The organism is Zhongshania aliphaticivorans, from assembly GCF_902705855.1.
GTDB classification, from domain to species: domain Bacteria; phylum Pseudomonadota; class Gammaproteobacteria; order Pseudomonadales; family Spongiibacteraceae; genus Spongiibacter; species Spongiibacter aliphaticivorans_B.
This window is the reverse complement of the sequence record NZ_CACSIJ010000012.1, coordinates 151,107-163,189: the sequence shown is the minus strand read 5'-3', so window position 1 is coordinate 163,189 and position 12,083 is coordinate 151,107. Positions and strand designations below refer to the sequence as shown.

Below are 12,083 nucleotides of genomic sequence, written 5' to 3'. Positions count from 1 at the left end.
TTATGTTGCGGTTGATCGCTGCACAGAATGATATCGTGGTCGGGCTGTTCACTATTTGATTTTCGCCTCGCCAATAAGAATGAATACAGGAGAAGTCCGATGAGCGTAGCGCAAGCTAAGAACAATACGAAAGCCTTGTCAGTTGCAGAAATGATGGCGGCAATTACCGATATGCAGCCGCGTCTGCGCGAGCGGGCGGCAGAGACAAAGCAGCTGCGTAAGGTGCCGCAGACCTCTATAGATGAATTACAGAATATTGGCTTTTTTCTAGCGCTACAGCCAAAGCGTTACGGTGGGCTTGAGCTGACGCCACAGGATTTTTTCCGCATGCAAATTGCATTGGCGGAAGCGTGTATGTCAACGGCGTGGGCGAGTGGGATTATTGCCGTCCACGCTTTTCAAATTGCGCTTATGGATGATCGTGCCCAGCAAGCTGTTTGGGGCGACAATATCCATACACGGGTTTCCTCATCTTATGCGCCGATGGGCAAGGTGACGGTAGTGGATGGCGGNTTTAAATTAAGTGGCCGTTGGGGCTGGTCTAGCGGCAGTGATCACTGCACGTGGGCCTTGCTGGGAGCGATAATTCCGGGCGATGGTTACAGAACCTTTTTAGTGCCCAAGGGTGATTATGAAATTATCGATACCTGGCAGTCGATGGGGCTGCAGGGAACTGGCAGCAACGATATTGCGGTAAATGATGTCTTTGTGCCGGACTATATGACTCATAAGCAGACTGATGGTTTTGCCTGCACAAATCCCGGCCAAGCATTAAACACCGCGCCGTTATATCAGTTGCCCTGGGCGCAGACCTTTATTCGTGTTGTATGTACGCCGGCGATTGGCGCTTGTAAGGCCGCCGTCGATCTTTATAAACATGCGGTGTTGAACAAGGCCAGTGGCGATCCAACCAAGCTGGCTGGCGATACCCAGGTACAGGAGCGCATCGCTGCGGCGTTGAATGGCATCGACGAAATGGAGGCACTGTTATTCCGCAATTTCGATTCGATGATGGCCTTGGTGGAGGCGGGGAAACCTGTTCCCTTGGAAGACCGAGTTCGCTACCGCTATCACGCCTCTTTGGTTATCACCAAGAGTATTGAGATTGTTGATTCCCTGTTTGAAGTGGCGGGCGGGCAGTCGGTATTTTTGGATAGCGAAATTCAGCAGCGTTTTCTCGATATTCACACCGCGCGTGCGCATGTGGCGAATAACCCCACAAGCTTTGCGCGCAATTTAGGTGGTGTGGGCTTGGGAATGGAAAACGGCGATTTCTTCGTGTAAATCGCGTTTCGGCCAATTGCGTTATTTTTAAACCCAGCATTGCTGGGTTTTTTATTGCTCAAATTTTGAGCATTTTTAATTGAAGAATTCATAGCGTCATAAAATCTACCCATAAGCTTAGTCGCTGTCTGCGAATCAGAGGTGTAACATAGGGTTTTTCCTAACTATTTATTTTAAGGATAGCGGTATTCATGCGTCGAACTAAGATTGTGGCCACCGTCGGACCCGCTTGTGATTCTCGGGAAACCCTCGCTGAGATGATCAGCGCCGGAGTAAACGTATTTCGATTGAATTTTTCTCACGGTACAGCGGAAGAGCATGCTGATCGCGCCGCGACGATTCGTGAATTGGCCGCCGAAGCTGGGGCTTATGTTGGCCTGCTGGGTGACTTGCAGGGGCCGAAGATTCGTCTGCGCAAGCTTGCGGTTGACCCCATCGAGCTTAAAAAAGGCACAGAGCTAATTTTGGACACTGAGCTCGCAGATGGCGAGGGTGATGCCGCACATATCGGTGTTGATTATGAACCCTTGGCGCGCTCGGTTAGTGCGGGCGACGTGTTGCTGCTAGACGATGGCCGTTTGCGCTTGAGTGTAGATCGTGTCGAAGGGGAAAAAGTATTTTGCCGCTCAGAGAGCGTGGGTAAATTACAGTCTCGCAAGGGTATTAACCGCTTGGGCGGCGGCTTGTCGGCGCCGGCATTGACCGATAAAGACATGGAAGATATCAAGCTGGCGGCCCAGATTGGCCTTGATTTTATTGCGGTCTCTTTTCCTAGTAGCGCAGAAGATATTGAAGATGCGCGGCGTAAATTAGAAAGTGCGGGCTGTTTTGCCCATATCATCGGCAAAATCGAACGGGCCGAGGCTGTTGCCAACGATGAACACCTCGATAACTTAATTCGCGCCTGCGATGGTGTGATGGTCGCGCGGGGTGATCTCGGTGTCGAAATTGGCGATGCGAGTTTGATAGGTTTACAAAAGCATATTATTAAACGTGCGCGGGTATTAAACCGTCCGGTTATTACTGCAACACAAATGATGGAATCCATGGTGAGCAGCCCAGTTCCTACCCGTGCAGAGGTCTTTGATGTCGCGAATGCGGTTTTAGATGGCACCGACGCAGTAATGCTATCGGCAGAAACCGCCTCCGGCCTGTACCCCGTAGAAACCGTCAAAGCCATGGCCCGCAACTGCGAAGGTGCTGAACTCTACCCATCAGCACGTAAATCTAGCTATCGGCTTGAACGGAAATTCGACACTGTAGAAGAAACCTTGGCAATGAGTGCTGTCTACGCAGCAAACCACCAAGTGGGTGTAAAGGCGATTGTATCAATGACAGAAACCGGCAGAACCGTATTGCTTATGTCGCGGCTGACGTCGGGAATTCCTATTTTTGCCTTTAGCCGCAATCCAGATACCTGCAACCGGGTAAGTTTATACCGTGGTGTTTATGCCGTCGCCAGCGATTCGGCTGGCATAGACGTTGCCGCCTGTGTGGAGGCAATTCGAGCGCGCGGCTACGTTGAAACCGATGATCTGATTTTGGGTACAACGGGGGATGAGGTCGGTGTAGATGGGCACACCAACACCTTAAAAATTGTGCGGGTGAATTGATTCCGTCAGTTTGAATTATTTTAATTGAAGGCGCTTTCGGATAATTAATGAAATTTCGTAAGCGCTGCCCTCGTTAAAAGTGTGGAAGCCAGCATTGTGTTGAATTCCCTCAACGCTAACAACACTTTCGCATCATGTACTGATCATAAACACTGAGTATTTACTTTCTATTGCAGTTTGAGGTGATTTTCACCTAAATATTGGCCGAATAGTCACATTGGTGAACATAAAATCACAGCTAGTTTGATTTGTGGCTAGGTATTAGTACGATATTGTCATACTTTCGGGTTGGTTTAGGGGCTGCCATGAGCATGCATCGGAAAACTATCACGCGAACGGAACAACAAGAAAGCTGGGTGAAGTGTCAGGTTGATGGTGGGCATTTCGGCAATGACAGTGAATACATCCTCCATTTCATCAGACAGGATCAATATTTCCAGGAGCGCCTTTTAGAGCTTAGGCAGGCGCTCAAAGAAGGATGAGAACCAGTGGTAAATTACGTCCGCTAGTAGATATGTCTGCTGCTAAAAGGGCTGAACGTAAACGCATCAAGGCTGCAGAGTAGTACTTGGACTTGAAATAACGCCGGAGGCGGAATCCAATCTCGTCGATATTTGGGTCTACACTTGCAACGAGTGAGGTGTTGATCGGGCGGATAAGTAGGTATTTCACTTCACCCAAATTTGCTTAGTGTTCACAAATTCCCGAATTCCATGCGGTCCAAGTTCGCGGCCGTAGCCAGAACCTTTTATGCCGCCGCTGGGTAGGCGTGAGTCGGTTTTGACAATGCCATTAATAGCAACTTGACCCGCCTCTAGGCGATTGGCGATATTGGTGGCAAGTTCGGCATTAGCTGTCCAGACTGCGGCGCCGAGGCCATAGGGGGTTTCATTGGCGAGCTGCACGGCCTCTTCAACGTCGGCAGCACGTATAACAACCATGATGGGGCCGAAGGTTTCTTCTTTAAACGCGCACATGTCTTCTGTTACATCGATGAGTAAGGTTGGCGGGTAGAAGAAGCCGGGGCCATCGCTTAGCTCGCCGCCTAGCAGACATTTGGCGCCAGCATTGATGGTTGCTGTTACTTGGCGATGCAGGTTTTGGCGTAGGTCTTCGCGGGCGATAGGGCCTACGTCGGTATCGGCCAGCAGAGGGTCGCCCGATTTAAATTTAGCCATGCGGCTTTGTAGTTTTTCTACAAAAACATCGTATACCGCGTCTTCCACAATAATACGTTTGGCTGCAATGCAAGATTGTCCGGCATTGATCATGCGCGATAGGGTGGCAATGTCAGCCGCTGTCTCTAAGTTGGCATCAGCGAGCACAATGCAGGGGTCTGAGCCACCTAGCTCAAGTACCGTGGGTTTGATTTCTGAACCGGCTACTGCCGCAACGATACGGCCGGCGTTACCTGAGCCTGTGAAGGATACAGCGGCGATACGTGGATCGCGAATAGCGGTTTCGATGGTGTCATTTTCGATGGGAAGGTTTACCACAATATTTTCGGGCGCACCGGCGTCGGCGAATACTTTGGCGATGGCAATTGCGCAGGCCGGCACATTGGGGTCGTGTTTCATTACGCAGGTGTTGCCCGCCATTAGTGCGGGTGCAAGGTAACGGAAGGCCAGCCACAGCGGCGCGTTCCACGGCAGAATGCCCAGTAATGTCCCCAGCGGCGGATGGCAAACATAGCTAATGCTCGCGTCGGATGGCAGCGTTTGCGGGGCCAAATACTCAGCGGCGTGTTCGGCGTAATATTCGGCGCAGCCTGCGGCTTTTTCAACCTCGGCGGTGCCTTCTTTAATGGGTTTGCCCATCTCCATTGCCATCAGTTTCGCTAGATGGTCTTTTTGGTTTCGGAGTTCAGCGGCAACCGCTCGCAACACTTGCCCGCGCTCTTGGTAACTGCGCGCCTGCCATTGATCGGTGGCTCGGAAGGCGTCGCCGATACGTTCGTGGAGTTCGGTATTATTGAGGGTAGGGTATTCGGCAATAATTTTGCCGCTACAAGGGTTTGTCGCTATCAGCATGGCTACCTCATCGTGATGTTGGTTTAGTCAAAAAGGGCTTTAAATTAATGGCTATATTATTCGCCGCTTTTTGCTTTGGCCTTATCGTCAATTTTGCCGGCCTCGGCTTTTTCACGTTTGTTTTTACGCGCTTCGTCAAACTCTAGTAGCGCCGGTTCTGCTTGTTCCGGTTTGACGGTGAAGTCTCTGTCCATTGTGAAAAATGATTCACAGCCGTCATCGGTAATATAAATTGTGTCTGAGATCCCACAGGTTTTATCGCCATCTACTCCCCACATCCACGGAATAATATGAAAGGTCATACCCGGTTGTAATACGGTAGATTCGCCTTGCTTAAGGCTGACGATATAGCCTTCGTCCCAGCTAGGTGGAAAGGCGATGCCAATTGAATAACCTGAGCGGGTGATAAGCCGTGCGCCTACGTCATTTTCAGAAATAATATTTCGCACCAGATTGTCGGCGTCAGAGACGGTCATTCCTGGTTGTACTTTTTCATGCACGGCCTGTAATGCGTGTTTCATACGCTCTTGGGCGTGATGCATAGAATCACTGAGTTTACCCAGTACCACGGTGCGCATCATGGCGGTGTGGTAGCGCCGATAGCAGCCGCCAACTTCTAAGAATACATGCTCGCCGGGTAGTACGGCGCGGCCTTCCCATGTGGCGTGACCAATCATGGTTCTTGGGCCAGAGGTGACATAAGGCATAACGGCAGGTGGTTCGCCGCCGGCGCGGAACATGGCGGCACTGATCGCGGCGCCAATTTCATTCTCAGTTACGCCGGCTTGGCAGGCGTCTATACCCGCTTGCATGCCTGCTTCAGTGGCGAAGGCCGCTTTACGCATAAGCTGAATTTCAGCGGGTGATTTGCAAATACGTCCTTGCTCAACAATCCCAAAGCAGTCCAATAATTTGGCTTCGGTCAGTGTGGTATGTATACGATCTTGTTGGTAAGCGGGGAAGAAGTAGCTATTGCGTTCATAGCCGATACGTTTCTTGGATAGACCAAATTCCCGTAAGGCATCCACCAACATTTGTATGGCATCGCCGGTGTCTGGGTAGGGGCGGGTGCGCTCTACCCAGGTGCGGGCGATGATGTTTGACTCCTCCAGTGCGCGAGTAATCATAAAGGGCTCGTCGTCTACGGGCACCACCAAGGCTTGGAAGAAGGAGTAACCGGTGGTTTGGTAGTCGGTTAGATACATAATGTTTTCTGGATCAGAAATCACCACGGCATCTAAGCGTCGATCGGCAATGCGTAGCCGCAACTCACTAAGGCGGCGTTCATATTCCTCAAACGGGAAAGTCATGTCGTCACGATTGATCATGCGGCAGCCTCCATGATTCTGGTGGTATTGCGAACCAAGGTATCTAGGCCCTGTTGTAAGTCTTCATCCGGAATAGTCAGCGGTGGTATTAATTTAACCACGCGGCCACCCGTGCCGCAGCTGGCTATAAGTAGGCCGTCGGCAAAGCAACTGTCGACAATCGCCTTGGCTCGTTCGCCACTGCCAACGTCTAAACCGAGGATCATGCCCTTGCCGCGTACGGCAACCGCGCTAAAGTTTTTCTCTAGCGGCGCGAGTGCGCGCGCCATGACGCCAGCTTTACTACTTACTTCGGTCATCAGCTCGTCGTCTTCGAAATAACTCAATGCTTCTGAGCCGGCTACAAACGATAGAGATTGCCCCCTAAATGTGCCGGTATGTTCGCCGGGCGACCAGTGCTTATCTATCTCGGGTTTGACGAGGTTGAGCGCCATAGGGGTGCCCATGCCGCCAACGCCTTTAGCGAGGCAAACTACATCGGGGTCGAGATCCATGTCGTCGAAGCTAAAATAGTTTCCGGTGCGGCCACAGCCGACTTGGATGTCATCAATAATGAATAGCGCGCCCACGTCTTTGGCAAGTTTCGCCAAGCCTTGTAGCCATTCTTTACTGGCGACGTTAACACCACCTTCGGCCTGAATGGTTTCGACTAAAAATGCGGCAGGGGGCGTGATGCCGCTGGAGGCATCGGCGTAGTAAGCGGCGAGTTGTTCAAGATGCTCTGTGCAGCCAAATTTGTGGTGTGACACATGGTTGAGCGGTACGCCTGCGGCGCCACGGAAATAGGCATTGGCAGTGCAGGCCAGAGAGCCCAATGTCATGCCATGAAAGCCGTGGGTAAAGGCGGCAATTTCTTGCCTGCCTGTTGCGCGGCGCGCAATTTTTAGCGCAGCCTCTACCGCATTGGTGCCGGTGGGGCCCATGAACTGCATTTTGTGGCTCATGTTACGGGGTTCGAGAATGGTTTTCACAAAGCGTTCCATAAAGGCGCGTTTGGCCGTGGAGTGCATGTCTAGGGTGTGGGTAACGCCGTCTGATTCCAAATACTGAATCATGGCCTTTTTCATGCGCGGATTGTTGTGACCGAAATTTAACACCCCAGCGCCGGCAAAAAAGTCGATGTATTGTTTGCCATCTTCATCGGTTTGGCGGGCATTTACGGCTTTGTCGAATACCACGGGGTAAACCCGGCAATAGGCGCGGATGTCTGATTCACGTTGCTCAAAAATACTCATGCGAACTCCTTCTTGTAAATAAAGTCGGTCGACGTATCGACGTTGTACTATTTTTTAGATGGTTTGTTGTGCAGGTTTTTCGGGCGTCGTCACGCCACAAAGGCGAGAAAACAATGTGCTCACTAGCGGAATTAATTTGTCGTTAAAGTCGTAATGCGGACTGTGACAGGGCACTTGATGGTGTTCGTCACCATCATCTGCACCGATGAGCGCAAATGCGCCGGGAATTTCTCGGAGGTAATAACTAAAATCTTCAGACGCCATAATGGGCGTGCGGGTGTTTAGGTCGATAGAATCTGTGCCGTAGCTGTCTTGCCATAGCTGGCGAACGCGCTGCGCTTGTGCGGGATGGTTAATAGTCGGGTTATAGCGCGGCGTAATTTCTACACGGCATTCCACCCCATAACTCTGCGCCGTTTGCTGGCTGACTTCGGTAATGAGCGTGTTGATCTGATGGCGGGTAGCATCATCCGGCACTCTAATACTGCCGCCTAATACGGCTTGCTGCGGAATAATAGTCGGCCCGCTGTCAGCCATGAATGAGGTTACGCTGATCACCGCAGCTTGTTGTGGCGCTAGGCGCCGACTCACAATCTGTTGCAGTGCCAAGGTAATCGCACTGGCGGCCAGTACCGGATCGCGGCAGAGTTCAGGTTGGCTGGCGTGGCCACCTTTGCCAATGACGGTAATGGTGAAGGTGCCGTTGCCACACATAACAATATCGTCGGGGCAAACAAGCTTCCCGAAGGGTATGGCAGGCCAATTATGCCAGCCGTAAATTTCGTCGATACCGTCTAGTGCGCCTTCGTTAATCATTTCTCGTGCGCCGTGCCCGCCTTCTTCTGCTGGTTGGAATAATAATGTGACAGGGCCAGTTAGACTTTGTTCATTGTGTTTTAGCCATTGGGCACTGGCCAATAAGGTGGCGGTATGACCGTCGTGACCACAGGCGTGCATACAGCCGGATTGGGTAGACGACCACGCTTTGCCGGTTTGTTCAATAATGGGAAGGGCGTCGATATCACCGCGCAAAGCAATATGTTTAGTGCCGTATTGAGGGTTTGATGCTTGTAAGGTGGCAATGGTGCCAGTGCCTGCACATTTGCGCCAAGGTATGGCTAGGCGATCGAGGGCGTTGCGTACCGTTTCAGCGGTGCGAACCTCTTGCCAGCCGGGCTCGGGGTGGGCGTGTAAGTCGCGGCGCAGAGTTTGCGCGGCGGCCATAGTGTCTAGCCAGAAAGTAGTCATTACGTTTTTACTGTGGCACAGCTTTTGCGTTGGGGCAAACTTACTTTTAACTATTTTTATGAATTTTTTCGAGCGCGCTGCTTTGGTGCGATTCTTGATCAGTTGGTGCGCTAGAGTGTGAAAAAGTATGAAAATTATTTTTTTTGATAAAATTTCAATATTTTTTAAACTGCGTATCGTTATACATTGTGGTGTTTTCAGCTGGATTTATAGTGTTTTCTTGTTTTTGGTCGGCACAGTTTCTGCATGTTTCTCTGTGTTCAAAGTAAGCACGGCGCAATATATATAAATCATTATGTAGTGTGGCTGTGTAGTATGTTGGTGTTATGAATTTTTGTAACAGCACCCGGAGTCTGGTGGGAGCTGGGCTCTGCGTTCAAACGCAGGTATTGAAATGCTTTTAGCAACGGATTTAGACGGTACATTTTTAGCGGGCGATAACGATCAACGCCTTAAACTCTATCAGTTGATTGCGGCTCATCCCGAAATCAAACTGGCCTTTGTCACCGGTCGCGGGCTTGAGTCGGTGTTACCGCTGCTTGCTGATCCAACGATTCCTGAACCTGATTACATTATTTGCGACGTGGGTTGTACCGTCGTAGATGGTCATACCCAGCAAGCTATTCAACCACTACAGGGCGATATTGATAAACGTTGGCCGGGTGAGCATGTGGTTGAACAAGCGGTGGCACATATCCCAAATTTACAACGTCAGGATGTTCCTCAGGAGCGGCGCTTCTCCTTCTTTTGTGGCGCAGAGGCCATTAGCAGCGAGCTTGAAGCCGTGGTGCGCGACCTAGATTGCGAACTCTTGTATTCGGCTGGTTTGTATTTGGATATTTTGCCTAAGGGAGTCAATAAGGGCTCTACGCTACGAGGCTTAGTCGAGCTGCTAGGTATTGGCGATGAAAATGTCTTGGTGGCCGGCGATACTTTAAATGACCTCTCTATGTACGAGCATGGTTTTATCGGGGTTTGCGTGGGTGACTCTGAGCCAGCATTGCTAAAAAGCACTGAAAATAGAGCACGTGTCTATCACGCTGAGCAACCGGGTTGTGGTGGCATACTGCAAGCGTTTAAGCATTTTGGCTTTCTCGGTACGGCTGGTATGGAGGCAGAACAGCGCGATGTAGCAGTGCCGGGAAAGTCTGATTTGGTGATTGTGTATCACCGTCTTCCCTATGAAGAGTTTCGTGAAAATGGCCAAACCATTCGCCGCAAGCCCACATCGCCCAATGGCATTATTCCAACGCTGATGAGCTTTTTTGCTGATGGGCGTGCGGGCTCATGGGTGGCGTGGTCTATTCACGAGCCGACCGACGGTAAGTTTGAAACCCATACCGAAGTTGATACGGCTCAATATCCCAATCTTGTCGCGTCGCGGGTGGCCTTGAGTAAAAGCGACGTCGATATTTTTTATAAGAAGTTCTCTAAAGAAGCCTTTTGGCCTACGTTACACACGTTTTGGGAGCGGGCCACTTTTAGAGAAGATCACTGGCAAGTGTTTCTCGATGTGAATCGACGCTTTGCAGAATCAGCCGCCGCAGAAGCTGCAGAAGGCGCAACGGTTTGGATACACGATTACAATTTGTGGATGGTGCCGGCATATTTGCGCGAGCTACGTCCAGACGTTGTTATTGCATTTTTTCACCACACTTATTTCCCCTCGGCGGATGTGTTCAATGTCATTCCTTGGCGTCGAGACATAATCGGCAGCTTGCTGCAGTGCGATTATATTGGCTTTCATATTCCCCGCCAGTCCGAGAATTTTGTCGACGTGGCCCGAGGCGTAACACCTTTGGAAGTCACGGCAAAAATGAATTGTGCGCCACGCTTTTTCACCTACGGCTGTGCGGTAGGTTTGGATGAAATGAGCACTGAAATTAAGGTGAATGATCGCCGTATTTGTTTGGGTGCACACCCGGTCGGTTTGGACTTGAAGCGGGTAGAGAATGCCTTGAAAGAGGAAAAGGTCCAGCAGCGTATGGATGAATTGCGGCAAGAGCTGCACGGCACTCGCATGATTTTGTCGGTGGGTAGGTTGGATTACACCAAGGGCATAATCGAACAGCTTGAGGCTTATGAGCGCTTATTGGATGAGCATCCAGATCTGCACGACAAAGTAACGCTAATGATGGTTTGTGTACCCGCCGCCAGTGAAATGACGATTTATCGTGATTTACAAAATCACATTGAGCAGGCCGTGGGGCGTATAAATGGCCGCTTTGCCAAAGTGGGTTGGACGCCATTGCAGTTCTTCTTCCGCAGCTTGCCGTTTGCCGAATTGGTAGCTTATTACAGCATGGCGGATGTGATGTGGATTACACCGCTGCGGGACGGCCTAAACTTGGTCGCCAAAGAATATATTGCCACCCAGGGGATGACCGATGGGGCAGGTGTGTTGGTCTTGTCTGAATTTGCCGGAGCCGCTGCAGAATTACGTGGGCCTATTTTGGCAAATCCCCACGACCGAAGTGAGTTAGTGAAAACCTGCTATTTGGCGCTAACACTTAATCGCGACGAGGCGCGCAGCCGAATGCGGGAGGCTTACGACATTGTTAAGCACAATGACATTAATGTGTGGGGCGACGAATTTATGAGTGCGGTGGATGCTTGTCGGCGTAGTGAAAAATCGCTACTAAGCGAGCTGCCCTGCAAAGTGGCTTAGCCTTTAATACGGGTTTACTCGCTCTGCTGAATAATACGCTCTAAGTAGGCGATCATCGCAACGGCGCATTCCCGCCGATACGCAGGGGTGATTTCGCCGTGGAGAAAATACGATAGCCGTAAACAGGCGGTGCCAAGTTCTACTACTAGTGCTTTGGCGTCGGGATTGTCGCTAGGTAAGATCACCCCAATTGCGCGCATCAAGGTGTCTACATGGTGACCAATATGCGAAATAGTTAGGTGCAAAGCCTGATGACTTTCGTGGCTCGCGACGCTGCCCAATATAAGGATGCGGGCGGCTTGGTGCTGGTTGTAGTAATCGGCCACAATATCGGCGACCTCGCCGATAACTTGCTGCCAAGGTTTCCCTTCTATCGTATAACTCAGCTTTTCTACTTCTTCTTCCAGCGTAATTAAGTGCCGCCGCGTTAGCTCGTTGAGGATGGCGTAAGGTGTTGGAAAAAAATGGTAGATGCTGGTTCGCGTGCAATTTAATGACGATGCTAGTTCGGGAATAGAAAAGTCGCTCAAACCGCGTTGGATGAGTTGTTCTTCAGCTGCTTCGAGTATGCGTTCAAAACGCTGGCGACCGCGGGCTTGCTGCGGTGATCTAGCGGCGGAGATGGCAGAAGTGATGGCGGCGATTTCGGTCATGGCGGAATCATAGCACTTGACTTA

At 50.8% G+C, this 12,083-nt stretch carries 9 protein-coding genes; 4 read left to right on the top strand and 5 right to left on the bottom strand.

What is annotated here, in order from left to right; translation table 11 throughout:
* Window positions 1-27: 27 nt before the first annotated feature.
* From GVJ32_RS07840 to GVJ32_RS07830, 3 genes are all read left to right on the top strand, one after another.
* A complete protein-coding gene (locus GVJ32_RS07840; RefSeq protein WP_435808071.1) occupies window positions 28-1,284 on the top strand; it encodes a flavin-dependent monooxygenase in 1,257 nt (418 codons plus the stop codon).
* A gap of 191 nt (window positions 1,285-1,475) precedes the next feature.
* The gene (gene pyk, locus GVJ32_RS07835) at window positions 1,476-2,897 is read left to right on the top strand and encodes a pyruvate kinase (RefSeq protein WP_159239504.1); all 1,422 of its coding nucleotides are present in this window, start codon (window positions 1,476-1,478) and stop codon (window positions 2,895-2,897) included.
* A gap of 305 nt (window positions 2,898-3,202) precedes the next feature.
* Window positions 3,203-3,379 carry a ribbon-helix-helix domain-containing protein gene (locus tag GVJ32_RS07830; RefSeq protein ID WP_200841371.1) on the top strand — a complete coding sequence of 59 codons (177 nt, stop codon included), beginning with the start codon at window positions 3,203-3,205 and terminating at the stop codon, window positions 3,377-3,379.
* Window positions 3,380-3,565: 186 nt separating this feature from the next.
* Here the strand turns inward: GVJ32_RS07830 and GVJ32_RS07825 are convergent, their stop codons facing one another.
* Genes GVJ32_RS07825 through doeB2 form a run of 4 tightly spaced genes read right to left on the bottom strand, consistent with a single transcriptional unit; the run spans window position 3,566 to window position 8,738 of the window.
* Complete coding sequence (locus tag GVJ32_RS07825; RefSeq protein WP_159239503.1) at window positions 3,566-4,927, bottom strand: NAD-dependent succinate-semialdehyde dehydrogenase; 1,362 nt, start codon at window positions 4,925-4,927, stop codon at window positions 3,566-3,568.
* 56 nt (window positions 4,928-4,983) lie between these two features.
* The gene (doeA, locus tag GVJ32_RS07820; RefSeq protein ID WP_159239502.1) at window positions 4,984-6,255 is read right to left on the bottom strand and encodes an ectoine hydrolase; all 1,272 of its coding nucleotides are present in this window, start codon (window positions 6,253-6,255) and stop codon (window positions 4,984-4,986) included.
* Window positions 6,252-7,490, bottom strand: coding sequence for an aspartate aminotransferase family protein (locus tag GVJ32_RS07815; RefSeq protein WP_159239501.1), 1,239 nt, complete (start codon window positions 7,488-7,490; stop codon window positions 6,252-6,254). The genes doeA and GVJ32_RS07815 overlap by 4 nt, the downstream gene beginning before the upstream one ends.
* A 54-nt stretch (window positions 7,491-7,544) precedes the next feature.
* Window positions 7,545-8,738, bottom strand: coding sequence for a N(2)-acetyl-L-2,4-diaminobutanoate deacetylase DoeB2 (gene doeB2 / locus GVJ32_RS07810; protein ID WP_159239500.1), 1,194 nt, complete (start codon window positions 8,736-8,738; stop codon window positions 7,545-7,547).
* Window positions 8,739-9,132: 394 nt separating this feature from the next.
* Between doeB2 and ggpS the strand changes: the two genes are divergently transcribed.
* Window positions 9,133-11,406, top strand: coding sequence for a glucosylglycerol-phosphate synthase (gene ggpS / locus GVJ32_RS07805; RefSeq protein ID WP_159239499.1), 2,274 nt, complete (start codon window positions 9,133-9,135; stop codon window positions 11,404-11,406).
* Between the two features lie 14 nt (window positions 11,407-11,420).
* Here the strand turns inward: ggpS and GVJ32_RS07800 are convergent, their stop codons facing one another.
* The gene (locus tag GVJ32_RS07800; protein ID WP_159239498.1) at window positions 11,421-12,059 is read right to left on the bottom strand and encodes a TetR/AcrR family transcriptional regulator; all 639 of its coding nucleotides are present in this window, start codon (window positions 12,057-12,059) and stop codon (window positions 11,421-11,423) included.
* Between the last annotated feature and the right edge of the window lie 24 nt (window positions 12,060-12,083).

Excerpts from the sequence above, each read along its gene's own strand:
- pyk (WP_159239504.1), top strand. The coding sequence starts at position 1,476 with ATGCGTCGAACTAAGATTGTGGCCACCGTCGGACCCGCTTGTGATTCT.
- GVJ32_RS07830 (WP_200841371.1), top strand. The coding sequence starts at position 3,203 with ATGAGCATGCATCGGAAAACTATCACGCGAACGGAACAACAAGAAAGC.
- GVJ32_RS07825 (WP_159239503.1), bottom strand. The coding sequence starts at position 4,927 with ATGCTGATAGCGACAAACCCTTGTAGCGGCAAAATTATTGCCGAATAC.
- doeA (WP_159239502.1), bottom strand. The coding sequence starts at position 6,255 with ATGATCAATCGTGACGACATGACTTTCCCGTTTGAGGAATATGAACGC.
- GVJ32_RS07815 (WP_159239501.1), bottom strand. The coding sequence starts at position 7,490 with ATGAGTATTTTTGAGCAACGTGAATCAGACATCCGCGCCTATTGCCGG.
- doeB2 (WP_159239500.1), bottom strand. The coding sequence starts at position 8,738 with ATGACTACTTTCTGGCTAGACACTATGGCCGCCGCGCAAACTCTGCGC.
- ggpS (WP_159239499.1), top strand. The coding sequence starts at position 9,133 with ATGCTTTTAGCAACGGATTTAGACGGTACATTTTTAGCGGGCGATAAC.
- GVJ32_RS07800 (WP_159239498.1), bottom strand. The coding sequence starts at position 12,059 with ATGACCGAAATCGCCGCCATCACTTCTGCCATCTCCGCCGCTAGATCA.